Source organism: Streptomyces gardneri (assembly GCF_006539185.1).
Lineage (GTDB): Bacteria > Actinomycetota > Actinomycetes > Streptomycetales > Streptomycetaceae > Streptomyces > Streptomyces gardneri.
This window is the reverse complement of sequence record NZ_BJMN01000027.1, coordinates 1-23,179: the sequence shown is the minus strand read 5'-3', so window position 1 is coordinate 23,179 and position 23,179 is coordinate 1. Positions and strand designations below refer to the sequence as shown.

The window sequence follows — 23,179 nt, the reverse complement described above, 5'->3', positions numbered from 1 at the left end:
GAGCCGGGTCAGTCGACCTCGGCGACCGCCTGCGCGAACTGCGCCGCGTACAGCCGGGCATAGGCCCCGCCGGACAGCAACAGCTCCTCGTGCGTGCCCTGTTCGACGATCGAGCCGCTCTCCATCACCAGGATCACGTCCGCGTCCCGGATCGTGGAGAGCCGGTGCGCGATGACGAACGACGTACGCCCGTGGGCCAGTCGGGCCATCGCCTTCTGGATCAGCACCTCGGTGCGGGTGTCGACCGAGCTGGTGGCCTCGTCGAGGACCAGGATCACCGGGTCCGACAGGAACGCCCGGGCGATGGTGATCAGCTGCTTCTCACCCGCGCTGACCCCGGCCCCGTCGTCGTCGATGACCGTGTCGTACCCCTCGGGGAGCGTACGGACGAACCGGTCGACGTGCGCGGCCCGCGCCGCCTCCTCGATCTCCTCCCGGCTCACCTTCCGCGTGGTGCCGTAGGCGATGTTGTCCGCGATGGTGCCGCCGAAGAGCCAGGTGTCCTGGAGGACCATGCCGATGCCCTTCCGCAGGTCCTCGCGGGACATCTTCGCGATGTCCGTCCCGTCCAGCGTGATCCGGCCGCCCGTGACCTCGTAGAACCGCATCAGCAGGTTCACCAGGGTCGTCTTGCCGGCGCCCGTCGGGCCGACGATCGCGACCGTCTGGCCCGGCTCCACCGAGAGCGACAGGTCCTCGATGAGCGGCTTGTCGGCCTCGTAGCGGAAGGAGACGTCCTCCAGGGCGACCCTGCCCTTGAGCTCCGTCGGCCCGAGGTCCTGCGGCTCCTCGTTCCTCGGCGCGTCCGGCTCCTGCTCCTCCGCGTCGAGGAGCTCGAAGATCCGCTCCGCCGAGGCCACGCCCGACTGCACGAGGTTCGCCATCGACGCGACCTGCGTCAGCGGCATCGAGAACTGGCGCGAGTACTGGATGAAGGCCTGCACGTCACCGATGGAGAGCGTGCCGCTCGCCACCCGCAGACCGCCGACGACGGCCACCAGGACGTAGTTGATGTTCGAGACGAAGAACATCACCGGCTGCATCACACCGCTGTTGAACTGCGCCTTGAACCCGGCCTCGTACAGCGCCTCGTTCTGCTCGCGGAAGTCCTTCGCGGACTCCTCCTGCCGGCCGAAGACCTTCACCAGGTTGTGCCCGGTGTACATCTCCTCGACGTGCGCGTTGAGCGTGCCCGTGGACTTCCACTGCTGCACGAAGTGCGGCTGCGAGCGCTTGCCGATCTTCGCCGCGACGAAGACCGAGACCGGCACCGTCACCAGCGCCACCAGGGCGAGCAGCGGCGAGATCCAGAACATCATCGCGAGGACGCCGACGATCGTGAGCAGCGAGTTGATCAGCTGGCCCATCGACTGCTGGAGCGTCTGCGAGATGTTGTCGATGTCGTTGGTCGCCCGGGACAGCACCTCGCCGCGCTTCGCCTTGTCGAAGTACGACAGCGGCAGCCGTGCCAGCTTCGTCTGGACGTCCTCGCGCATGCGGAAGACCGTCCGGTTGATCACCTTGATCGACAGGCGGGTGGAGACCAGCATCAGCAGGCCCGCCGCCACGTAGATCGCGAGGGCCCAGAGCAGGACCTCGCCGACCGCGCCGAAGTCGATGCCCTGCCCGGGGGTGAAGTCGACCCCGGACAGCATGTCGGCCATGCCGGAGTCGCCCCCCGCGCGGAGCCGCTCGATCGCCTCCGCCTTCGTGCCGCCCTCGAACCGCCGCCCGACGACCCCCGCGAAGACGAGGTCGGTCGCCTTGCCGAGGATCTTCGGCCCGACCACGGAGGCCGCCACCGACAGCACGCCCGCGAGCAGCATCACCCAGAGCGTGGCGCGCTCGGGCGCCAGCTGCCCGAGCAGCCGCTTGCCCGAGTTCTTGAAGTCCATCGACCGCTGGTCGGGGCCGCCACCGGCCATCATGCGTCCGCCAGGACCGGCCATCAGGCTGCCTCCGCCTCGGTCAGCTGGGAGAGCACGATCTCCCGGTACGTCTTGTTCTCCGCCATCAGCTCCCGGTGCCGGCCCGTGCCGACGACCCGTCCCTCGTCGAGGACGACGATCCGGTCGGCGTCCCGGATGGTCGCCACCCGCTGGGCGACGATCACCACCGTCGAGTCCGCCGTCTCCCGCCGGAGCGCCTCGCGCAGCAGGGCGTCCGTCTCGTAGTCGAGCGCCGAGAACGAATCGTCGAAGAGATAGATCTCCGGCTTCTGCACCAGCGTCCGCGCGATGGCGAGCCGCTGCCGCTGACCGCCGGAGACGTTCGTGCCGCCCTGCGCGATCGGGGCGTTGAGGCCGTTCTCCAGCTTGCGCACGAAGTCGGCGGCCTGGGCCACCTCCAGGGCGTGCCAGAGCTCCTCGTCGCTCGCGTCGGGCTTCCCGTACCGCAGGTTCGTCGCCACCGTCCCGGAGAACAGGTACGGCTTCTGCGGCACCAGGCTCACGGTCTTCGCCATCAGCACGGGGTCGAGCTTCCGCACGTCGACGCCGTCGACGAGGACCTCGCCGCCGGTGGCGTCGAAGAGCCGCGGGACGAGCCCGAGGAGCGTCGACTTGCCGCTGCCGGTGGACCCGATGATCGCGGTGGTCTCCCCGGGCCGGGCGACGAGCCCGACGTCCTTCAGGACCGACTCCTCTGCGCCCGGGTACCGGAAGTCCGCGCTCCTGACCTCCAGGTGCCCGCGCCGGTCGAGCTCCGTCACCGGCTCGGCCGGCGGCACGACGCTGGACTCGGTCGCGAGGACCTCCTCGATGCGCTCGGCGCACACCTCGGCACGCGGCACCATCATGAACATGAAGGTGGCCATCATGACGGACATCACGATCTGCATCAGATAGGCGAGGAAGGCGGTCAGCGCGCCGATCTCCATCCCGCCGCTGTCGATGCGGTGCGCGCCGAACCAGACGACGGCCACGCTGGAGACGTTCACGACGGTCATCACGACCGGGAACATCAGCGCCATCAGCCGCCCGGTCGCCATCGACACGTCCGTCAGATCGGCGTTGGCCCTGCGGAACCGCTCCTCCTCGTACCCGTCCTTCACGAAGGCGCGGATGACGCGGTTGCCGGTGATCTGCTCGCGCAGCACCCGGTTCACGGTGTCGAGGCGCTCCTGCATCGTCCGGAAGAGCGGCCGCATCCTCCGCACGATCAGGGTCACGGAGACACCGAGGACCGGCACCACCGCGAGCAGCACGGCCGACAGCGGCACGTCCTGGCCGAGCGCCATCACGATGCCGCCGACACACATGATCGGCGCCGAGACCATCAGGGTGAACGCCATCAGGACGAGCATCTGGACCTGCTGCACGTCATTGGTCGTACGGGTGATCAGCGAGGGCGCGCCGAAGTGCCCGAGCTCCCGGGCGGAGAAGGACTGCACCCGGTCGAAGATCGCGCCGCGGACGTCCCGGCCCAGGGCGGACGCCGTCCGCGCGCCGTAGTAGACGGCGCCGATGTTGCACACGACCTGCACGACGGAGACACCGACCATCAGCGCGCCGGAACGCAGGATGTAGCCGGTGTCCCCGTTGACGACACCGTTGTCGATGATGTCGGCGTTCAGGGTCGGCAGGTAGAGGCTCGCGCAGGTCTGCAGGAACTGGAGCAGGACGAGCAGCGCGATGGGTTTTCGGTAGGGCCGCAGGTGGGTTCGGAGAAGTCTTATGAGCACTGACCTACTATCGCCCGCGCCCCTGTGCGAGACGACTTGGTTTAGGGGCGCGGCCCGAGGTCTGGCGAAGACTTTACGAAGCGGGGGTTTGGGACCCTGAACTACGCACCGAATGCCCCGGGATGGATCTGCTCCCGGGTGGCCACGTACTGCTGCCGCACGGCCTGCCCCACCGCCAGCTCTTCGCCGGCTTCCAGGACCTGCGCCGCTGCCCCCTGCCAGGCCGGGGGAGCGGACGGCGAGAGGGTGCCCCGCGCGACCCCGAGGGCCCAGGCGGCCTGCCGGGCCGCACCGAGCGCCGCGTAATCGGCAGGCTGGGGGACGACGACCTGCGCGCCGAACAGCGCGGGCGCGAGCGCCTGCACGGCCGGCAGCGCGGCCGCCGCACCGAGCAGGAAGACCCGCCGCACCTCGACGCCCCGCCCGCGCAGGACGTCCATGGCGTCGGTGAGCGCGCAGAGCATCCCCTCGAACGCGGCCCGCGCGAGGTGCTCGGGCTTCATCGACTCGCGCCGCAGCCCGCTGAGCGTGCCCGCGGAGTGCGGCAGGCTCGGGGTCCGCTCGCCCTCCAGATAGGGCAGCAGGACGAGCCCGGAGGCGCCGGGCGTCGACTTCAGCGCGAGCGCCGACAGCTCGTCGAGCGACTCCACGCCCAGCATCTCGGCGGTGCCGCGCAGCGCCCGTACGGCGTTCGAGGTGTGGACGACGGGCAGGTGCATGCCGGTGGCGTCGGCGAAGGAGGTGATCATGCCGCTCGGGTCGGCGAGGGCCTCGTGGTGCACGGCCATCACGGAGCCGGAGGCGCCGAGCGAGACGACCGCGTCGCCGTGGCCGAGACCCAGCCCGAGCGCGGCGGCCATCGTCTCGCCCGTGCCGGCGGAGATGAGGAGCCCCTCGGGGGTGGTGCCGGCGGCCTCGGCCGGGCCGAGGACCTCGGGCAGCACGGCCTGGTGGCCGAGCGCGAGCTCCACGAGATCGGGGCGGTACGCGCCGGTGCGGGCCGACCAGTAGCCGGTGCCGGAGGCGGCGCCGCGGTCGGTGGTGCGCCGCGCGGGGCGGCCGAGGAGCTGCCAGACCAGCCAGTCGTGCGGCTGCAGGACCAGCGCGGTCCGCTGGGCGTTCTCCGGTTCCGTACGGGCCAGCCAGCGCAGCTTGGCGACCGGCTGCCCGGAGCCCGGCACGCAGCCGACGGCCTCGGCCCACGCCTGGCGCCCGCCCAGCGACTCGGCGAGATCGGCGGCGGCGACCTGCGCCCGCTTGTCGTTGCCGACGAGCGCGGGCCGCACGAGGGCGCCCTGCGCGTCCAGCGGCACGAGCCCGTGCTGCTGGGCGGAGACGCCGATGGCCTGCACGCCCTCCAGGAGCCCGCCGGTGGCGGCCTCCCCGAGCGAGAGCAGCCAGGTCTGCGGATCGACCTCGGCGGCCTTCGGGTCGCCCTGGTGAGGGGCGTACCCCTGGCGCAGTACGGCACCCGTGTCCGCGTCACAGACGACGATGCGTGTGAATCCGGCAGAACTGTCGAGTCCGGCGACTATCCCCATGACATGTGATTCTGCCGCACGCGGGGCCCGGACGGGGCTCTGCGGGGGCTCAGGTGTTGCTGGTGCCCCAGTCGTCGTCCTCGACGCGGCCGTTGCTCCGGCCGCGGTTGCGCAGCGCGTGCACCCGGTCGGTCACCGAGGACGGCAGCCGGTCGCCCACCGTGTCGCCCACGGCGTGCATCGCCTTGCCCGCGACCTGGCGCCCGGTCTGGGCCGCCGACTCGGCGGCGTTGCGCACGGCGGGGTTCTGCGCCAACTCCTTCGCGGACTTCTTCATCTGCTCGTAGCGCTCGCGTCCGGCCCGCGTGCCGATCACGTAACCGAGGGCGAGACCCACGACGAACGTCAGCTTGTACCGCACGGCTGCGATCCTTCCCTGGAGGCCCTGGGGATACCGATTGGCGGAGCACCCCCCTGCTTGCGCTAATGTATGTCTCGCAGCGAGCGAGCGCCCTCCCGGTCAGCCGGACGGGGTCCGTTCGGTGCAACGCAGCAATCCCCTGTAGCTCAATTGGCAGAGCAGCCGGCTGTTAACCGGCAGGTTACTGGTTCGAGTCCAGTCGGGGGAGCGCGATCCCCTGTAGCTCAATTGGCAGAGCATTCGGCTGTTAACCGGAGGGTTACTGGTTCGAGTCCAGTCGGGGGAGCGGAACGGAAGAGGACCCTTCGGGGTCCTTTTTCGCGTCTCGGGGAACCATGCGCCCCGGGGCGAGGTCTTCATGGTCAGCAGAGCCGATCTTCCGGAGCAGGAGATCGTATGAGCGGCTATGCTGCGGCAGACGGCGCGCACACATGTACGCGCCTCACCGTTCGGGGCGGTAGCTCAGCCGGTTAGAGCAGCGGACTCATAATCCGTCGGCCGTGGGTTCGAGTCCCACCCGCCCCACCATAGAAAAACGTTCTGACCTGCGAAAACTCCCCGGGAGGGGCGCTTTCGCGTGCGGCGATCGCCTCGCATCGGTGCGGCGAAACGAGCGGCCCTGGCCTGCCTCGCCGGGCCCCGACCTTCTTGACCTGGGGTTTCAGGCGGAGCTTGGGTGTGGAGCCACGACGATGATCCCACGGCGATCCCACGGCTCCTGCATGTGACACGCCGCACACCGCGCCGAATATGTGTGACCCTCACCCGGTCGCCTGGCGGGCCTCCTCTCCGACGGCGCGGTCGGCACCTATGCCGGCGAGGGCGCCGAAGCCGCTGTCCGGCGCCCTCCGTCACCAGGACGTGGAGCGTCTTCTGCTGAATGAACTCGCCGCCCTCGTCAACGAGGGGATGGCCTCGCCGGCGCGGGCCCTGCAGCCCGGATTGGTCGGGTTACAGCCGACTTGCAGATCGAACGCGCGGTAGCCCGGCTCACTGGCCATGACGGATGGCTGCTCGTACGGGACAACGTCGAGGACCTCGGAGACATCCGCCCGCTCCTGGACCGCATGCCGGGCGGCCGGGTCCTGGTCACCACTCGCCGCGCGACCGGCCGGCACCACGATGCCACCGCCATCCGCCTCGATGTGTTCGCCCAGCCGAGGCGGTCTACCTGTTCACCCGCATCCTCACTCACCACGCCCCCGCGCCACCGACGCCGTGTGCGAGGAACTCGGGCATCTGGCCCTGGCGGTGGAACAGGCCGCCGAGTGAGCGTTCCCCGGTCGGGACCTGCCGGCACCGGTGAACTACGAGCCAGCGCCGGCATGGACCCGAGAGGGCAGATCAGCGATCGTCTTTGACATGCCCCGCCCCTGTCGTTTCTCAACCAATCGCGTTCGCCCTGTTCAGAGACGACCCGGCGGACACGATTCGTTGAGGAAGGGAAAGCCGACACTCGCGAACGCGTCCGGTGTTCCGGGCGTCGAGGTCGAATTCGGGGTTGCCGTCGGCGCGGAGCCAGCCGACGGAGCGGTCAGCGGATGGGCGTGGCGAGCTCGTGGACGATGTCGAGGTAGGTCGAGGCGACCGGGTTCAGGCCGGTGCGGGGCCACAGGAAGCCGTAGTCGATCGGTGGGGCGTCGTGCAGCGGGACGAAGGCCAGGCCTGGGCGGGAGTGGAAGTCCTGGGCGCGCATTGCCACCGTGCTGACGCCGACGCCCATGCTGACGTGGACCAGGACCTCGGGCCAGAAGCGGGTGGCCGGCCCCTGCGGGATGGGCCGGCCGGATGGGGTTCTGCGCGGGAAGTAGTAGTCCATCCAGTATTCGGGGATGTGTTCCGAGGCGATCGTGACCAGCGTCGTGTCGGCGAGGTCTTCCATCGAGACGGAGTCCTTGGCTGCGAAGGGGTGGCCTGCGGGCACCAGCAGTCCGCGCGGCTCGGCGAACATCAGCGGACCCTGCACGATGTCGGGTTCGACGATGGGGAACTCGGTGAGCTGCAGGTCCACTTCGCCGGCCCGCATGCGGCCGAGCGGGTCGAGGAGCTGGATCTCCTGGATCTCCACCACGCTGTCCGGATGGCGCACGCGGAACAGGTCGGCGGCCTTGACGAGCAGGTTGCCGCACCACGCCCCGGAGAAGCCGACGCGCACCACACCCTTGATGCGCACGCCGCGGGTCGTCTCGACCGCCTGTGCGAGCCCGGCGGCGATCTGGTCGTACGCGGGGCGCAGGTCGTCGCGCAGATGCTCACCAAGCGCGGTCAGCGTCACCTTGCGGCTGTTGCGTTCGAACAGCGGGCCGCCGACACGGCGTTCGAGTTTGCGGATGGTCTGGCTGATCCGGCCGGTCGTGACGTGCAGGCGTTCCGCGGTGCGTCCGAAGTGCAGCTCCTCGGCGAGTATGAGAAACGCTTCGAGCTCGATCCGTTCCAGCATGCCCACCCCTTGGTCGTTTAATCGTGCTCAACGTAGCGTGGCTCGGTCGTGTCTTGTTGCGCCGTGCGCCGATCTTGCACGCTGAAGGGGTCGCGTCCGAAGGGCCCCCGGGGCCTCGGAGCGGATTCCCCCATGCTGCGAAACGGAGACTTCCGCATGAGCAAGGTCGTTGCGGTCATGTACATCACGATGGACGGCGTGGTCGAGGACCCCGCCTGGACCGGCCCGTTCTGGAACGACGAGCACGCCAAGTACCAGAACGGCCAACTGCGCGCGAGCCGCGCCCTGCTGCTGGGACGCGCGACGTACGAGAGCTTCGCGAAGGCGTGGGCCCCGCGCGACGAGTCGGACGAGTTCACCGCGCGGATGAACCACATCCCCAAGTACGTCGCCACCACCACGTTGCAGACGGCGACCTGGAACGCCGCGATCCTCGACGGCGACGTCGTCGAACAGGTCGCCAAGCTCAAGGCCGAGCCGGGCGGCGACCTTCTGGTCTACGGCAGCGCCACGCTCGTCAACACGCTGATCGAGCACGACATGGTCGACGAACTCAAGTTGTTCCTCCACCCGGTGACCGTCGGCACCGGCAAGCGCCTGTTCATGGACGGCCTCGCCCCGAAGACCTGGACGCTCGCGGGTACCCAGTCCTTCAGCTCGGGCGCGATCGTCCTCGACTACCGCCCGGCCAAGGCGGCCTGACCCGCTGCCCCGCGGCGGGCACGGCGGCCACACGCCCGCAGCCGCGGCCGCGTTCCTGGTACGGGCCGCCGCCCGCGTCAGACGCCCCCGCACTGCGGCAACACCGGCGCGCACCCCGCTGACGGTGCTGTTGATAGGCGGTCGTTCATGAAGCACCCGGGAGTCCGGCGACCCACCTGCGGCGACGGCCGAGGTCAACGAGGGCTACCGGGGGCCGGCCAACGAGTTCCCTGACCAGATCAGCGTCCCTCCGAAGAAACCGAAGGGCGACTCGCCGCTCGGCGAGCTGTACGCCTGGCCGGAGACGCGTCGACGGCAGTCCTCGGAGGGATCCCTCGCGACGGCCCTGGCCAACGCCGACGCCGTCGCTCTGCTCATGGCCACGGGGTGGTGGTACTACTAGGCCGATCTGCGCATCCAGGGACTGCCGGGAGGACGAGGCGCGCGTACCCCAGGCGGACGTGGCCGACCGACTCGGCGCCCGCGCTCACCGGCCGGGTCAGCTCGGTCCAGGCCGAGCGCCACGGCCCTCGTGCTGTTCTCGGGTTCGCGCCCCGGCTCGTCCTGTCCGTCGTCGGCGGTCAGCCGCGCACATGCAGCCCGAAACCCGTGCGGCCCGTGGGCTCCAATCCCTCCTTCAGGTGCAGCGAGGGGATCTCGTAGTCGCCGAAATTCTGCCGCCGGAACGCGATCGGCTGACTCCGGACAGGTGCGCCCGGACTTCCTGGTATCAGCAGGACCACCTCTACGCCGGCAGGGTACTGCCCGGCACGGTGCAGACGCGCCGGCATAGCTTGCGCTGGACCGCGCCGAATTCCACCAGGCGGTTACGGGGGCCTGGGGTCATCAGGAGGGCGAGTTCCCGACGCGTCAGTCCCGGAACGCCATGGTGCCGCAGGCCGTCGGCGTTCCTCGTACTGATCTTCGACGAGCAGGGCGGGGGAGCGGCACGGGGCGAGGTCCAGCAGGGGGTCGGAGCAGTGGTGAGCGCCTGAGGTCCGGTCATGGGTGCCCCTCCTCAGTGGTCGTGCTCTGCGGAGGGCGTGCAAGCGGGCCGTCATACGATCCATGCGGTATTCCTGCCTGCGCTGGTGACTGAAATCCCCGCCGGCGTCCTTACCGGTGCGCTCGCGGCCCGGCCACGAGTGCCCTGGTGGTGTCGGGGTCCGAAGGAAGCCCGGCGTCGTCGAACCACGAGGTGGTGGGATTCGCCTGATGGACCCCGCACTCCAGGGTTGGGGAGCCCACGGGAACGTCGAGACGCTCATTCTGACCCTTTGCTGACCTCTGCGCTCTGTGCAAGCCGTTGACCTGCGGAGATCTGGCGTTGGTGGGAGGCGTAGTGGAACTTCGTGGGCCGCACGGACGAGGAGATCCGCAAGGCCCGCGAGGAGTGGATGACGAGCGACCGCTTCGGCGAGGTGAAGGACGACGGAGACCGCCTGGACGCGCCGGAGGTCCCGGCCGCCCGCCTGAAGGCCCGGGGACGGGTGCGCTGACCTGGGATTTTCACACCTCGGGCGCGTCCTGCCGGAACCCGCCGAGGTCGCGTACGACGGCGGCGAAGGCGCGGATCAGGTCGGTCTCGGTCTCGCCGCGCCAGACGAGCCCGTAGGTCAGGGAGTGCATGTCGGGGATGGGCAGCCAGGAGACGTCCGGGCGGGCCCAGAACCGCCGCACGTGCGCTGGGAAGGGGATGACGGCCTCTCCGGCGGTGATCAACCCGAAGATGTCGTCGGTGGTCTCGACTCTGGGACCGCGCACGATGTTGCGCCCCTTGGGGGTGTGCGGTGGGGTGTAGGCGTCGGACCAGTAGGCGGGGAGATCGGGGACCGCGGCGTGCGGGTAGTCGCCGAGCATCTCCAGGACCGCCGAGGACCGTCCGGCGAGTTCGTGGTCCAGCCCGACGGCCAGCAACCTGGTGTCGGTGAACAGCGAGGGGCCGGTGACCAGGTCGGGTTCCAGGACGGGAAGCCAGGCGACCAGGATGTCCATGTCGCCCCGGCGCAGGCCCGCGAAGGGCTCGTAGAACGGAGCGTGACGGATTCTCAGACCCCATTGCGGATGGCGGGTGCGGAAGGTCTCCCAGTAGTGGCGGAGGTCGTAGGCGTTGCCGGGGATCATGCCGATCCGCAGCACGTCGGTCTTGCCCTGGGCGGCCAGCCTGGCGCGTTCCAGGCTCTTCTGCAGCCCCCGGTAGATCGGCGCGAGGTCCATCCGCAGCTGGGCGCCGGCGGGCGTGAGCTGTACGTTGCGGCTGTCGCGCAGGAACAGCTCCGCGCCGATGCCGCGCTCCTGCTTCTTGATGGCCTGACTGACCCGGGCTACCGAGACGTGCAACCGCGCCGCCGTCCGCCCGAAGTGGAGCTCCTCGGCGAGCGTCAGGAAGATCTCGATGTCCCGCAGTTCCACGCGTACCTACCCCGTTGAGCAGCAGCTCGACCCCGTTCGAGCAGCGGTCAGCGTCGCACAACCGGACACCCCGTCGCAATGAACAGATGATCTTCACGGAACTGGGCCAAGTGAGCCCCGGGCCGTCCTGGTCGGCCGCGGGATCGTCAACCACCGGGTTAACGACCGTTGCGTGATCGGCTGTTGTTCCCCCTTCACGGTGTCGGGATGCTTGATCCGTTCCCGGAGCAAGCAGACCAAGGAGCAACGCAGAGATGCCCGTTCCCACCACCAGGGGGTACCGATCGCGATGAACATCGTCGCTTCCACCGTGACGCTGAGCGTCGCCGATCCGGCCGCCTCCGGCCGGTTCTTCACCACGCACCTCGGCTACCGGGAGGTGCTCGCGGACGAGGAGTCCCTGGCCCTCGGCCGCGACGACGCCGCCCCGGACATCCTGTTACGGCAGCGAGACCTCGAACTGCCGCCCGGCCGGGGTCCGGTCGGGGTGCTGGTGTCCTTCGCCGTCACCGATGTCGCCGCCGAGTACGCGCGGCTGCGGCGGGAAGGCGCCAACATCACCGCCCCCCTGCACCACGAGCCTTGGGGCGAGCAGCTGCTGGAGCTCACCGACCCCAACGGCGTCGTGGTCCAGCTCGCGGAGTGGATTCCCCCCGCCGGGAGCTGACCTCCGCCCTGCCCGTCAGGTCGCGCCGTCCGATGTCGTTTCGGCATGCCCGCGGAGGATCTCACGGGCCTCCATCGCGGTCCGATTGAGGCTCTCGGAGACGAAGTCGAGGACGCGGGCGATGTCCCCGAGGCGCGCGGCGGCCCGGCTATGGGCGCCGAGGACACCGACGCCTTGCTTTGCGGTTTCGACGAGCTGGGCGGTGGAACGGGCGGTCGCCGTGATCGTCCGGAACCAGACCTCGTCGTCGACGGTGTAGCGCTCGTGGCGGCGTTCACCGCGTTCCCGGCCGATGAGGCCGTGGCTGTCGAGGAATGCCACCGCTTTGGAGACGGATGCCGGGCTGACCTGGAGATGCCGGGCGAGTTCGGCTGCGGTGAGGCTGCCGGCCTCGGCGAGGGTGAGACCGGCCATGACACGGGCCATCATGGCGGGCAGGCCCGTGGCCACGAGGACGTTGGTGAACGTCTCCTCGTACTCCCGGACGGCTTCCCTTTCGCGTCCGTGGACGGGTGGGCGCACTTGCGTTCTCTGCGGCGGGCCCTGCCTTCGGCGGCGGGCCCGGCGTTCGGTGGCGCGGTGGGCCAGGTCGGCGCGGTAGGCGGTGGGACCACCGTTGCGCATCACCTCGCGCGTGACGGTCGAGGGCGGACGGTCGAGACGCCGGGCGATCTCCGCGTAGGCGAGGCCGTCGGCCAGCCCCAGCGCGATCCGCCGGCGTTCCTGCTGAGTGAGCCTGCCTCCCGGCATCGCGGTCTCCCTTCACGTGTCCCTGAGGCGTCGAACCTAGCGTTCGCCGTCCATTCAATGCAACGAACGCAAGGCTCTCGTTGCATTGAGGTCCATTTTCATTGCAACAATAAAGCTGCCTTGACCTGCATTGATAGAAAAAATCCGCAACCTTGATGTTGTAGATACATTGAAGGCAACGTAGCGTTTCCATCATCAGAAACAGCGGAATGCGGGAGAGCGCCATGCAGAAATTCGACACCCCCACCCTGGTCTCCGTCGTCCTCGACATCCCCGCCGGACGGATCCGGACCATCGCCGCCGACCGCACCGACACCACGGTCGAGGTCCTGCCCCTGGACGCCTCGAAGAGCCGCGACGTGAAGGCGGCCGAGGAGACCGGGATCGCCTACGCCGACGGCGTCCTGCGGGTCGAGGCGCCGGACGCGAAGAACCGGGTCCTCGGCAGCTCCGGTTCGGTCGAGGTGACCGTCCGGGTGCCCGCCGGCTCCCACGTCCAGGCGACGTCGGCGAGCGCCGAACTCCTCGGCGAAGGACGGCTCGGCGACGTCACCTTCGAAAGCTCGAACGGCGCCGTCAAGCTCGACGAGACCGCGAGCGCCCGCCTCGCCCTCCTCGCCGGTGACATCACGGTCGGCCGTCTCGGCGGCCCCGGCGAGATCACCACCGAGAAGGGCGACATCCACATCGCCGAAGCGGTGCACGGCGTGGTGACGCTGCGCACCGTGTCCGGCGACGTGACCGTCGGCGCCGCCCACGGAGTCTCCGTCGGCCTCGACGCCGGCACCACGCTGGGCCGGATCCACAACGCCCTTCAGAACACCGACGGCGCGCCCGCCCTGACCATCCGTGCCACCACCACCCACGGCGACATCTTCGCCCGCAGCCTCTGACGCAGTCTCTGACGCGGCATCACGTCGCCCGGCTCGCGTGACGGCCAGAGCCCTCCACCGAGCCCTCCCCGGACCCGCAACACCCCCGCCGTGCCGGCACCACCGTGGCCTCGCCATGCCCGGATACGGCACTCAGGAAGGACGAGAAGAATGAGCACCACGCAGGACTACCAGGCCGCGGAGCAGCTCCTGCGGCGGCCCGCCCGCCCCGGCGAGCTCGTCGTCGGCGACAAGGTCAGGCCGCAGTGGATCGACGGCGGCGACCGGTTCTGGTACGCGGTGGGCAACGGCGCCGGCTGGCGGTTCGTCCTGGTCGACCCGGCAGCGGGTACCCGCGCGCCGGCCTTCGACCACGCCCGGCTCGCCGCCACGCTGGCTGCCGCCTCCGGGCAGCAGGTCGACCCCGAGGCCCTGCCGTTCCCCGCTATCCAACCGGCAGGGAACGCCGTGGAGTTCGGCGCGTTCGGTGCGTACTGGCGCTGCCGCCTCGACGACTACACCTGCGAGCCCGCGGAGTTCACGCCACCGGGCAGCCCGCTCGACGTGCCGTCTCCCGACGGGAAGCTCGCGGTCTCCCGGCGGGGACACGACCTGTGGGCACGCTCCCTGTCCGACGGCCGCGAGTGGGCCCTGACCACCGACGGCGCGCCCGACCACCAGTACGGCACCGGCCCGGACAGTACGAGCAACGCCACTCTGCTGCGCAAGATCGGCCTGCCGTACCTGCCGCCTGCGGTGGCCTGGTCGCCCGACTCGACGAAGGTGCTGGCGCACCGGACCGACGAGCGCGCCGTCCGGCAGACCCACCTCGTACAGGCCAGTCCCGCCGACGGCGGTGCGCCCGTCCTGCACACCCAGCGGTACGCCTACCCCGGCGACGAGCACATGCCGCAGGCCGAACTGGTCGTGCTGGACGTCGCCACGGGCACGGTCGTCCGCGCCCAGGCCGAGCCGCTGCTCATGCCGCAGATGTCGCCGATCACCACCAAGTGGGCGTGGTGGTCCCAGGACGGCTCGGCGGTGTACTACCTGGCCCGCCCCCGCGACCTGCACACGCTCTCCCTGCACCGGCTGGACCCGGCGACCGGCGAGGTCACCACCGTGCTCAGCGAGACCGGCGACACCCGGGTCGAGCCGAACCAGTGGCTGTACGAGCCGCCGATCGTCAAGGTGCTCGCCGACGAGGTGCTCTGGTACTCGCAGCGGGACGGCTGGGGCCATCTGTACCGCTACGACCTGCGCACCGGCGAGCCGCTTGGCCGGATCACCTCCGGGCCGTGGGCGGTGCAGCAGATCCTGCGCGTCGACGAGGCCGAGCGGGTGGTGTATTTCACCGCAGCCGGGCTGGTCGACGAGGACCCGTACCGCCGCACGGTGTGCCGTGTCGGTCTGGACGGCTCCGGCTTCGCCAAGGTCACCGACGACCCGTCGGACCACGTCGCCACCGTCCCGGACGTCCAGGAGTACTTCATCGACTCCGCGTCCACGGTCGACACCCCGCCGGTGACCCGCGTCCGCGACTGGACCGGGCGGGTGCTGGTCGAGTTGGAGCGCGCCGACATCGGCAAGCTCACCGCCACGGGCTGGACGCCGCCGGAGCGGTTCCGCGTCAAGGCGGCCGACGGGGTGACCGACATCTACGGCGTGCTGTACCGGCCGCGCGGGTTCGACCCCGCCAAGCGCTACGCCGTGGTGGACAACGTCTACCCCGGCCCGCAGGTCAACCGCGTCGCCCCGTGCTTCGACCCCGGCGGGATGGGCATGGACGCCGAACCCCTCGCGGCGCTGGGCTTCGTGGTGGTGGCGCTGGACGGGCGCGGCACCCCGGGGCGGAGCAAGGCATTCCACGACGCCTCCTACGGTCGGCTGGCCGATGCGGGCTGCCTGGCCGACCACGCCGCGGCGCTGCGGCAACTGGCCGAGACCCGGCCGTGGATGGACCCGGACCGGATCGGCGTGTTCGGCCACTCCGGCGGCGGGTTCGCCGCGGCGCGGGCGATGCTGGACTTCCCCGAGGTGTTCAAGGCCGGTGTCGCCCTCTCCGGCTCGCACGACGCCCCCCACTTCAACCTCGGCTTCGTGGAGGCATACGACGGCGCGGACAACCCCGAGGCATGGGCCCGCACCTCCAATGCGGACCTCGCGGACCGGCTGGTCGGCAAGCTGCTGCTCGTCCACGGCGAGATGGACGACCAGGTCCACCCGGCCCACACCCTGCGGCTTGCCGACCGGCTCGCCGCCGCCGACAAGGACTTCGAGCTGCTCATCGTCCCCGGCGCCGAGCACACGCTCATCGACTGCATCACCTACGTCCGCAAGCGCAGCTGGGACTTCCTGGTCCGCGAGCTGATGGGCACCGAGCCCCCGGCCTACCGCCCTGCCCCCATCGCCCTCGGCCCCGAGCTGCTCGCCGAGCTGTTCTCCTGAGTGTGATGTCGTGTCCGGCGTCCGGGACGGTGAAGTCCCGGACGCCGGCGGCCTGTTCGGGTCAGGCCGGCTGGTAGGTGAGGTCCAGCACGCCGGTGGAGAAGGTGGCCGAGCGGGCGAGCCGGAGCGGCACCTGGGCGGTACCTTCCGGGAACAGGCGCAGCCCGGTACCCAGCACGATCGGGTGGACCAGCAGCCGCAGTTCGTCGACGAGCCCGGCCACCAGCAGGGTGCGGGTCAGGCCGATGCTGCCGGTCAGGTTGACGGTCCCGCCCGGCTGCTGCTTGAGGTCCTTGACCGCGGTGACGACATCGCCCTCGACGAGGCTGGAGTTGTTCCAGTCGGTCCCGGTCAGGGTGGTGGACGCGACCAGCTTGCGGATGCCGTTGATGCCGTCGGCCATCTCGCCACTCCGCTGCGGCCAGGCAGCGGCGAACGACTCGTAGGTCTTCCGGCCCAGCAGCAGCGTGTCGGCCCCGGCGAACATCTCGCCGACGGCGGCTTCCATCTCGTCGTTCATGTACGGGAAGTGCCAGGTGTCCGGCGCCTCCACGACGCCGTCCAGGGAGATGAACAGCCCGGCCGTGATCTTGCGCTGTGCGGTCATGCGATGGCTCCTCTGCAGCAGTCTCGGGGTCTTCGTCGTGCTGTGGTTCGTCCGCCTCGGCGGAGCCCGTGCCGGTCGGCCCAGGCGGCGATGGCTGCGCCGATCGTCCGGGGCTGGTCCTCCGGGGTGTGGTGGCCGGCGACCGCGTCGTGGTGCTCGATCTCCAGGCCGGCGATGTTCGCCGCGCACCAGTCGACGATCGCCGGGCCCATCATGGCTCCGGGGCCGGCCGCGAAGGTGAGGAGCAGTTTGGGCACGTCAGGGCTGGCCGCCAGCCACGTGTCGTAGGCCCGGATCCTGGCCACGACGTCGGCGGGTTCGCCGCCCAGTGGCATCGAGCGCGGCCACTGCAGCAGCGGGCGGCGGCTCTCCCGGGTGGGGTACGGGCGGCGGTAGACGTCCAGGTCGTCAGGGGCGAGCGGGGTGGCGACGGTGCCGGGCAGTGCCTGCTCGATGAAGGCGTTGTCGTCCAGGATCAGGGCCTCGCCGACCTCGGGCGTCTTGATCGCCTCGAACAGCGGGCGACCGCCATCGGGGAACTCCTCCCAGGCCATCGGCTTGACGATGGTCTCGGTGAACGCGATGCCACGCACGCGTCCGGGATGCCGGGCGGCCCAGTCGAAGGCGAGGGCGCCGCCCCAGTCGTGCCCGACCAGGACCACCTCGTCGAGGGCGAGCGCGTCGAACCAGGCGTCCAGGTAGCGGGCCTGGTCGGCGAAGGTGTAGGCGATGTCGGGCTTGCCCGACTCGCCCATGCCGATCAGGTCCGGGGCCAGCAGTCGGCCCGGTTCGCCGACGGCGGGGAGGACGTCCCGCCACAGGTGGGAGGAGGTGGGGTTGCCGTGCAGGAAGACCATCGGCGCTCCGGCGCCGAGCTCCCGGTGGAACATGGTGGAGTCGAGCACGGACTGAACGGGCAAGGTGGCGGAGCCTTTCAAGTGTGCAAGTTCCAGCGGTAGTTCACTGAAATGCAGGGGCGGTGCGTGCGGCCCAGTCGGCGAAGGGGCGCGGCGCCCGACCGAGGATGCGCTCGACGGCGGGGCTCGTCTCCTGTTCGGCGGGCAGCGGTTCGCCGAGGATGGCGAGGGTGCCCTCCACCACCGGTTCGGGCATGAAGGACAGCATCTGCGCGCGGGCCTCGGCGCGGGTCTGCTCGATGAACCGCACGGGAGTGCCCAGGGCCTCGCCGATCGCCTCGGCCCGCTCGCGCGGGGTGACCGGAGCGGGGCCGGTGAGGTCGTACGTGCTGCCCGCGTGGCCGCCCTCGCGCAGGACCACGGCCGCGACCTCGGCCACGTCCGCCGGGTCGACGGTGGGCAGCCCGACATCGCCGAACGGCGCGGCGGCCGTTCGTTCCGTACGGATGGACCCGGCCCAGGCGAAGGCGTTCGAGTTCAGCCCACCGGACCGCAGGATCGTCCAGTCGAGACCCGATCCGCGTACGGCGTCCTCGAACGCGACGGGGTGGCGGTAGACCTCGGGCCGCGTCCCGGCGCCCTGGGAGGACAGCAGGACGACGCGCCGCACCCCAGCCGCCTTGGCGAGGCCGAGAATACCCTCCGGATCCTCCCCGGCCACGAGAAGGAACAACGCCTCTGCACCTTCGAGCGCGGCGGCAAGGCTCGGCGGATCGGCGAGATCCGCCTCCACATGCCGCACACCGTACGGTAGTTGAGCTACGCGACGAGAGACGGCCGTCACCCGCTCGCCGACTCCGACGAGGATCCGTACGAGCTCCGTACCGACGTTCCCGGTTGCACCCGTCACGACAATCATGAAACCCCCTGTTTTGTAGGTTGGCTGGCTCGCGAAGCGCCCCCCGCGCTCGCCGCCTGAACGGCCCGTCGTGGCCCACAGCCTGTCGGGGGAGGCCGCGAGCCGGTGGCGTTGCAGGGGCGCTGCGGCCCGTCACAAGGTGGACGAGCTGGGGGGGTGAGGAGTCGTTTCTCGACAGGCACCGCCTGGCGTTCCGACGTGGGGAAGGTTATGTTTCGCTCATTCATGGGTCAATCAACTCGAGGCCGGGAACGGTCGACTTCGCAGGTCGAAGCCGTTTAATTGCTGCAATGGGAATGCCGGTGAATGCAAAGGTGCACTGACTGTAAATGGCCTGCAGATAAGACCCCGAGCGGCGATCCGTTGATTTCCAGAGCGTCGAGCGTCACCTACTGAGGTTGAACTCGTGGAGTCGTAGGGGCTGACGGCTCGTCGCCCTGCGATATCACCGAGGCATGCCGTATCCACAAAGGGGCGGGCTGGCCGCCGAACGGCTGCAGTTCCGCGAGGAGTTACGACGGATGTGGGACGAGAGCGGTCCGCGGGCTCTGAGGCCACAGGGGCCGACTCGGCAACCTCGCGGCGTCCCACACCTTCATGAAGCTGGCCACGGCGGAATGCGCCTTGCTCGCCCGGCGCGTACGCCGACGGCTGGGCCTGCCCCGGGCCCGAGACCCGCTTCGTGACGCGAGCCTGTGGTGAGTCCCGGTCTGGTACGGATTCAGCCCCCGCCTCGCGCCTCGCCCCGCCGAATGGCCCCGCTGGCAGCAGATGACCGGTTTCTGGTGGCCGCATACCCCCCCCAGCACTGGCAACCCGACGACACCCTCGTCGACTTCCTCGACGCCGGCCTCCCGCCCGTCTACATCGGATTCGGCAGCATGCAGCCCGCCCGAGCGCAGCGACTCGGCGACATCGCGATCGCCGCACTGCGCCGTGCCCGCGTCCGCGGCATCGTGCAGAGCGGCTGGGCCGGCGTCCAAGCGCACGGTGACGACGTGCTCACTGTCTCGGAAGTGGACCACCAGTGGCTGTTCCCGCGCACCGCCGCGGTCGTCCACCATGCCGGCACCGGCACCACGGTGGCGGGTTTGCGTGCAGGGGTGCCGACCGTGCCCGTACCCATCGCTCACGATCAACCGTTTTGGTCCGGCCGCCTCCAAGCCCTCGGAGTCGCGCCGGAGATCGTGCCGTTGGCCGAACTGACCGTCGATCGCTTCGCCCATGCGATCATCCGTGCCGTCCACGGCCCCGTCCACCGCAGCAAGACCGAACAGATCGCCAAAGAACTTGCCGCAGAGGACGGGCCCGAACACGTCCTGCGCGCGCTCGAAATCCTCACGGGTCACAAGGCACCCGCCTGACCCCTGTCGCTACCCGCTTCGAGTGCACCCGCGCGCCCGGGTGTCGGCGTACATGTGAACGTCCTCGCTCACGTGCGGAGGAGTATGGCTGACTTGATTCTCAGCCTGTGCGGCAGGGCCGTGGGGTGGTCGACTTCTTCTTTCGGGACGTGGTTGTGCCCGTCTTGCCGGCCGCCGGTGCATCGGTGGCTGGGCTCCCTCTGGAAAAGGCGACGACGGACAGCAACGGCAGCTGCCGCGAGCGGTGCGGATGCTCCTGACCGCCCCATCAGTGAGGTGCAGCCGCCGGCAAGCTCCCCATCGACCTGGCCGACGGTCGCACCTTCACCCTCGACCTGGACGAACTGCCCCGGCCCGAACCGGAGACCGGCGCGCACTGACGAGCACGCCGCTGGTGACCGGGAGCGAGTCGGCGTCCCAGCGGCAAATGCATTACGTAGCGTGACCGCCCGCCGGGTACCTGGCGGGTGCGTGGACGGCCTACAACAGGCCGACAGAGTGATGGCGAGCCGCAGGCGGGCGGAGTCGACCTGAGATCCGCGGGCGCGGGGAGCGCGGCGACAACGGTGCAGCGAACGCTGCACGGTCCTCGATCGAGCGGGATCGAGCAGGGACGCGGCCGGAGGGAATCGGATGGATTTGTCCGGCCCTTTTACATCGTCGCAGGTGAGACGCGTCACTGAAATGGGTTCGAGTCCCACCCGCCCCGCCATAGAAAGACGTTCTGACCAGCACGCTTGGTGGCCGGGTGCGGAAGGCCTTGGCGGCCCGTCCATAGCAGGAAATCACATCTGCTTGGACAAAGTTTGGACGCGGGTCACGCGGCGCGTTCGGTTCCCTCGTTCGGCCCACCAGCAGCCGTGTCCCGCGTCACATTCGATCTTCCGGCCGTGACCTCGGCCCCTGGCGACTGGCCGCAACCCGGCTCGGGCTTCTGGCCTTGGCCCGGCTGACGGCCCCTTCTTCTCCACCGGGTTCGGGCTGGGCTGCTTCGACCTGGGGACGACCGCGCTCGTGGACTCCGCCTCGGCCGTCAGAAGCTGCGGCAGGACCCTGGTGTAGGTGTCCGAGGTGATCTGGCGGGAACTGTGCCCCAGCCGCTCCTGAACGACCTTGATGTCCGCCTTCCTGAGGAGCGCCAGCGTCGCGGACAGGTGCCGGGTGTCGCGTGGGCGTTTCGGGGGCAGGCCGGACAGCTCGACGAGCCGATTGAACCGCCGGCTGATCCAGTCGGGGTGAAGCGCCTCGCCGTTCTCGTGGGTCCAGACCCGTCCGCTGTCGACCCGCGCCTCTCTCCGGACCACTGCTTGCGTTCCTGCTGCTGGGGCTCGCTCCAGGCGATCCACAGTGCCTTGGTCCGGGCGTCGAGCGTGACGGTGCGCACGCTGTCCTGCTTCGGTGCCTCGTTGTAGGTCCGGTAGGCAACCTCGACGGTCTGTGCGGAGATACGGAACCACGATCCGCTCAGGCTGACGTCACTCCAGGGCGGCGCGCACATCTCGCCGCGGCGGCGACCGCGGAAGATGAACCCGTGCCACATGGCGGCCGGCCTGTCGTCGGCGATGAAGTCCAGAAACTCGCCAGTCTGCTCCGGGGTCCGGACCATCACGGGACTGGGCTTCAGGCCCGTGCGCTTCCAGTCAGTTACCCGCTCCGGTGTCCAGACCAGCGCCTTCGACCGCTTGGGCGGCGGCAGCTCGACCATCGTGGCCCAGTTGGTGGTGTAGTCGCCACGCTTCACGACACTGCCGAGGAACGACCTGAGTGTGGCGTTGAGGCGGTGCATCGTTGTCGCGCTGGTGACCTTCCGCTTCCCCTTGCGGCCCTCGCGGAGGGCGGCGTCGCGGGCCTCCTGCAACTCGACGATTCGCGCATGGTGGATCAGGCGCTCAGCGTTCTCCTTCTCGATGGCGTCGTACATGGCCTCGACGTGTCGGAGCTTGCAGTCGCGTCGCTTGATGTGGTCCAGGTGCGGCTGGAGGTAGAGGCGGACGTGGTCCTCGTACCCGTTGGTCGTCGTGCGGGTCAGGCTCTTCTTCCTCTTGAGCCACGCTTCCAGGTCCTCGCCGACGGTGGCGTCGCTGAGTACGTCCGTGCCCTTGACGGCCTCCCGGTAGAGCTCGGCCGCCTTCTTCTTCGCCTTGTCCTTGGTGGGGAAGCCGCCACGGCGGACGCGGCGCCGGGTGTTGTTCTCGCCGGCTTCCAGCTCGAAGTAGAGGTGCCACGTCCCGTGCTTCTTGTCTGCCTTGAGCCTCGGGCAGGCGGCGCCGACGAGGCGCTTCTTCTGCTTGCCCTCGTCGTCCAGGACCGGATTGCCGTCGGGGTCGACCTCGGGCTCCCGGCAGGCGCACTTGCGCGAGTAGGTGGGATTGAACGTCTCCGTCACTCGTTGATCCTTCAGTTCTTGATCTTCCGTGACGATCTCGTGGCCGCTTGGGCGACGCAACAAATACGCGCAGACGTACGACGGATTCACTTCCTCACGCCATGTCACCCATGCAGGCGATTTGTCTGATTGTCGGTCTATTGCTGTGAAACATGCGGGAATGCTCCCATGTGACGCCGCATCACCACCTCCGGCAGGGGCAGATCTGCGTCCCCTGTCCGGAGTGAGCCTGCGAGTCGGCACAGGCAGCAGGCCGGCGGCCCAGACCAGCGACAAGAAAGGTTCTGCCATGGCATTGGATGTCATCCGGTGGGCTCCATCCGTCTCGATCCTGCAACTCAATCTGCTCAAACGGGGAGCCTTCGCCCTGCTCCCCGCATCGCTCCTGGCGGCCGCCCTGGTCCCGACCCACGCCTATGCCGCAGAATCCCCCGTGTTGCTGGGGACCACCGCCAGTTACGGGGTCCTGGCCGGTTCGACGGTCACCAACACGAACCCCACCGTCATCAACGGCGACCTGGGGCTCTATCCGGGCACAGACGTGACCGGCTTCCCGCCCGGCATCATCAACGGAGTGCGACGCGTATTCCCCAACGCCGCCGCCGGTCAGGCGAAGTCCGACCTCATCGTCGCCTACGACGACGCGGCAGGCCGGGGACCCGGGACCATTCTCGATTCGGACGAGCTCGGCGGACGGACGCTGGCGCCCGGCGTCTACACGGCCCCGGCGGACCCGGCGTCCCTGAAACTCACCGGGACGGTCACCCTCGACGGCCAGAACGACCCCAACTCCGTCTTCATCTTCCGGACCCCCTCGACCCTGATCACGGCTTCGTCGAGTTCCGTGGAATTCATCAACGGAGCAAATGCCTGCAACGTGTTCTGGCAGGTGGGCAGCTCCGCCACCCTCGGCACGACCACCCAGTTCAAGGGCACCATCCTGGCCATGCAGTCCATCACGCTGAACAACAGCGCCGTGATCGAAGGCCGCGCCCTGGCGCGTGAGGCCGCGGTCACGATGGACAACAACACCATTACGAGGCCGGCCTGCGCCGTCGGCCCGCCTGGACCTCCCGGACCGACTGGACCTCCTGGCCCGACGGGATCGCCTGGCCCGACGGGCGCACCCGGACCCACTGGCAGCCCCGGCCCGACCGGTGCACCCGGACCC

At 69.7% G+C, this 23,179-nt stretch carries 19 protein-coding genes, 3 tRNA genes and 1 pseudogene; 11 read left to right on the top strand and 12 right to left on the bottom strand.

Annotation, left to right across the window (positions count from 1 at the left end; genetic code table 11):
• Window positions 1–8: 8 nt before the first annotated feature.
• From SGA01_RS20750 to SGA01_RS20735, 4 genes are all read right to left on the bottom strand, one after another.
• Window positions 9–1,949 carry an ABC transporter ATP-binding protein gene (locus SGA01_RS20750; RefSeq protein ID WP_141297944.1) on the bottom strand — a complete coding sequence of 647 codons (1,941 nt, stop codon included), beginning with the start codon at window positions 1,947–1,949 and terminating at the stop codon, window positions 9–11.
• Complete coding sequence (locus SGA01_RS20745; protein WP_141297943.1) at window positions 1,949–3,682, bottom strand: ABC transporter ATP-binding protein; 1,734 nt, start codon at window positions 3,680–3,682, stop codon at window positions 1,949–1,951. The genes SGA01_RS20750 and SGA01_RS20745 overlap by 1 nt, the downstream gene beginning before the upstream one ends.
• 101 nt (window positions 3,683–3,783) lie before the next feature.
• Window positions 3,784–5,223, bottom strand: coding sequence for an FGGY family carbohydrate kinase (locus SGA01_RS20740; protein ID WP_141297942.1), 1,440 nt, complete (start codon window positions 5,221–5,223; stop codon window positions 3,784–3,786).
• 49 nt (window positions 5,224–5,272) lie between these two features.
• Window positions 5,273–5,584, bottom strand: coding sequence for a YtxH domain-containing protein (locus tag SGA01_RS20735; protein ID WP_141297941.1), 312 nt, complete (start codon window positions 5,582–5,584; stop codon window positions 5,273–5,275).
• 135 nt (window positions 5,585–5,719) lie between these two features.
• On the opposite strand from SGA01_RS20735, the gene SGA01_RS20730 reads away from it, so the two are divergent.
• The 3 genes from SGA01_RS20730 to SGA01_RS20720 all read left to right on the top strand — a co-directional run bounded on the left by SGA01_RS20730 (window position 5,720) and on the right by SGA01_RS20720 (window position 6,112).
• A tRNA-Asn gene (locus SGA01_RS20730) sits at window positions 5,720–5,792 on the top strand.
• Window positions 5,793–5,797: 5 nt separating this feature from the next.
• A tRNA-Asn gene (locus tag SGA01_RS20725) sits at window positions 5,798–5,870 on the top strand.
• A gap of 165 nt (window positions 5,871–6,035) precedes the next feature.
• Window positions 6,036–6,112, top strand: a tRNA-Ile gene (locus tag SGA01_RS20720).
• Window positions 6,113–7,118: 1,006 nt separating this feature from the next.
• Here the strand turns inward: SGA01_RS20720 and SGA01_RS20715 are convergent.
• Window positions 7,119–8,024 (bottom strand): LysR family transcriptional regulator, encoded by a 906-nt coding sequence (locus SGA01_RS20715; protein WP_141297940.1) that lies wholly within the window; start codon window positions 8,022–8,024, stop codon window positions 7,119–7,121.
• A 156-nt stretch (window positions 8,025–8,180) separates the two neighbouring features.
• Here SGA01_RS20715 and SGA01_RS20710 point away from each other — a divergent pair, with 156 nt between their 5' ends.
• Window positions 8,181–8,726 (top strand): dihydrofolate reductase family protein, encoded by a 546-nt coding sequence (locus SGA01_RS20710; RefSeq protein WP_141297939.1) that lies wholly within the window; start codon window positions 8,181–8,183, stop codon window positions 8,724–8,726.
• Between the two features lie 581 nt (window positions 8,727–9,307).
• Here SGA01_RS20710 and SGA01_RS42160 read toward each other — a convergent pair.
• A pseudogene (locus tag SGA01_RS42160) lies at window positions 9,308–9,427 on the bottom strand (NAD(P)H-dependent oxidoreductase); the annotation flags it as partial.
• Between the two features lie 651 nt (window positions 9,428–10,078).
• On the opposite strand from SGA01_RS42160, the gene SGA01_RS20695 reads away from it, so the two are divergent.
• Window positions 10,079–10,225 carry a pirin gene (locus SGA01_RS20695; RefSeq protein ID WP_141297938.1) on the top strand — a complete coding sequence of 49 codons (147 nt, stop codon included), beginning with the start codon at window positions 10,079–10,081 and terminating at the stop codon, window positions 10,223–10,225.
• A 10-nt stretch (window positions 10,226–10,235) separates the two neighbouring features.
• Here the strand turns inward: SGA01_RS20695 and SGA01_RS20690 are convergent, their stop codons facing one another.
• Window positions 10,236–11,138 carry a LysR family transcriptional regulator gene (locus tag SGA01_RS20690; protein ID WP_141297937.1) on the bottom strand — a complete coding sequence of 301 codons (903 nt, stop codon included), beginning with the start codon at window positions 11,136–11,138 and terminating at the stop codon, window positions 10,236–10,238.
• 289 nt (window positions 11,139–11,427) lie between these two features.
• Between SGA01_RS20690 and SGA01_RS20685 the strand changes: the two genes are divergently transcribed.
• Window positions 11,428–11,805 (top strand): VOC family protein, encoded by a 378-nt coding sequence (locus SGA01_RS20685; RefSeq protein ID WP_141297936.1) that lies wholly within the window; start codon window positions 11,428–11,430, stop codon window positions 11,803–11,805.
• 15 nt (window positions 11,806–11,820) lie between these two features.
• Here SGA01_RS20685 and SGA01_RS20680 read toward each other — a convergent pair whose 3' ends face one another.
• On the bottom strand, window positions 11,821–12,555 hold the full coding sequence (locus SGA01_RS20680; RefSeq protein ID WP_141297935.1) for a helix-turn-helix domain-containing protein: 735 nt from the start codon (window positions 12,553–12,555) through the stop codon (window positions 11,821–11,823).
• 224 nt (window positions 12,556–12,779) lie between these two features.
• Here SGA01_RS20680 and SGA01_RS20675 point away from each other — a divergent pair, with 224 nt between their 5' ends.
• The gene (locus tag SGA01_RS20675; protein ID WP_141297934.1) at window positions 12,780–13,448 is read left to right on the top strand and encodes a DUF4097 family beta strand repeat-containing protein; all 669 of its coding nucleotides are present in this window, start codon (window positions 12,780–12,782) and stop codon (window positions 13,446–13,448) included.
• A 150-nt stretch (window positions 13,449–13,598) separates the two neighbouring features.
• Window positions 13,599–15,875: a S9 family peptidase gene (locus SGA01_RS20670; protein WP_141297933.1), complete on the top strand. Its 2,277-nt coding sequence runs from the start codon at window positions 13,599–13,601 to the stop codon at window positions 15,873–15,875.
• A 61-nt stretch (window positions 15,876–15,936) separates the two neighbouring features.
• Here SGA01_RS20670 and SGA01_RS20665 read toward each other — a convergent pair whose 3' ends face one another.
• Genes SGA01_RS20665 through SGA01_RS20655 form a run of 3 tightly spaced genes read right to left on the bottom strand, consistent with a single transcriptional unit; the run spans window position 15,937 to window position 18,258 of the window.
• A complete protein-coding gene (locus SGA01_RS20665; protein WP_141297932.1) occupies window positions 15,937–16,482 on the bottom strand; it encodes a dihydrofolate reductase family protein in 546 nt (181 codons plus the stop codon).
• Complete coding sequence (locus SGA01_RS20660) at window positions 16,479–17,402, bottom strand: haloalkane dehalogenase (protein ID WP_141297931.1); 924 nt, start codon at window positions 17,400–17,402, stop codon at window positions 16,479–16,481. The genes SGA01_RS20665 and SGA01_RS20660 overlap by 4 nt, the downstream gene beginning before the upstream one ends.
• Before the next feature lie 40 nt (window positions 17,403–17,442).
• Complete coding sequence (locus tag SGA01_RS20655; protein WP_141297930.1) at window positions 17,443–18,258, bottom strand: NAD(P)H-binding protein; 816 nt, start codon at window positions 18,256–18,258, stop codon at window positions 17,443–17,445.
• Between the two features lie 752 nt (window positions 18,259–19,010).
• Between SGA01_RS20655 and SGA01_RS20650 the strand changes: the two genes are divergently transcribed.
• Window positions 19,011–19,622, top strand: a complete 612-nt coding sequence (locus SGA01_RS20650; protein ID WP_218037843.1) for a glycosyltransferase — start codon at window positions 19,011–19,013, stop codon at window positions 19,620–19,622.
• 785 nt (window positions 19,623–20,407) lie between these two features.
• On the opposite strand, the gene SGA01_RS42945 is transcribed toward SGA01_RS20650, so the two are convergent.
• On the bottom strand, window positions 20,408–20,926 hold the full coding sequence (locus SGA01_RS42945) for a tyrosine-type recombinase/integrase (RefSeq protein WP_167534149.1): 519 nt from the start codon (window positions 20,924–20,926) through the stop codon (window positions 20,408–20,410).
• Between the two features lie 569 nt (window positions 20,927–21,495).
• Here SGA01_RS42945 and SGA01_RS42940 point away from each other — a divergent pair.
• Window positions 21,496–22,137: a hypothetical protein gene (locus SGA01_RS42940; protein WP_167534148.1), complete on the top strand. Its 642-nt coding sequence runs from the start codon at window positions 21,496–21,498 to the stop codon at window positions 22,135–22,137.
• A 160-nt stretch (window positions 22,138–22,297) separates the two neighbouring features.
• Window positions 22,298–23,179: ice-binding family protein (locus tag SGA01_RS20635; RefSeq protein ID WP_141297929.1), on the top strand; the 882-nt coding region annotated here is incomplete at its 3' end.

Bases quoted from the DNA above. Each gene is read 5' to 3' on its own strand.
- SGA01_RS20750 (WP_141297944.1), bottom strand. From the start codon at position 1,949: ATGGCCGGTCCTGGCGGACGCATGATGGCCGGTGGCGGCCCCGACCAG.
- SGA01_RS20740 (WP_141297942.1), bottom strand. From the start codon at position 5,223: ATGGGGATAGTCGCCGGACTCGACAGTTCTGCCGGATTCACACGCATC.
- SGA01_RS20715 (WP_141297940.1), bottom strand. From the start codon at position 8,024: ATGCTGGAACGGATCGAGCTCGAAGCGTTTCTCATACTCGCCGAGGAG.
- SGA01_RS20710 (WP_141297939.1), top strand. From the start codon at position 8,181: ATGAGCAAGGTCGTTGCGGTCATGTACATCACGATGGACGGCGTGGTC.
- SGA01_RS20685 (WP_141297936.1), top strand. From the start codon at position 11,428: ATGAACATCGTCGCTTCCACCGTGACGCTGAGCGTCGCCGATCCGGCC.
- SGA01_RS20680 (WP_141297935.1), bottom strand. From the start codon at position 12,555: ATGCCGGGAGGCAGGCTCACTCAGCAGGAACGCCGGCGGATCGCGCTG.
- SGA01_RS20675 (WP_141297934.1), top strand. From the start codon at position 12,780: ATGCAGAAATTCGACACCCCCACCCTGGTCTCCGTCGTCCTCGACATC.
- SGA01_RS20670 (WP_141297933.1), top strand. From the start codon at position 13,599: ATGAGCACCACGCAGGACTACCAGGCCGCGGAGCAGCTCCTGCGGCGG.
- SGA01_RS20665 (WP_141297932.1), bottom strand. From the start codon at position 16,482: ATGACCGCACAGCGCAAGATCACGGCCGGGCTGTTCATCTCCCTGGAC.
- SGA01_RS20655 (WP_141297930.1), bottom strand. From the start codon at position 18,258: ATGATTGTCGTGACGGGTGCAACCGGGAACGTCGGTACGGAGCTCGTA.
- SGA01_RS20650 (WP_218037843.1), top strand. From the start codon at position 19,011: ATGGCCCCGCTGGCAGCAGATGACCGGTTTCTGGTGGCCGCATACCCC.
- SGA01_RS42940 (WP_167534148.1), top strand. From the start codon at position 21,496: ATGGTGGATCAGGCGCTCAGCGTTCTCCTTCTCGATGGCGTCGTACAT.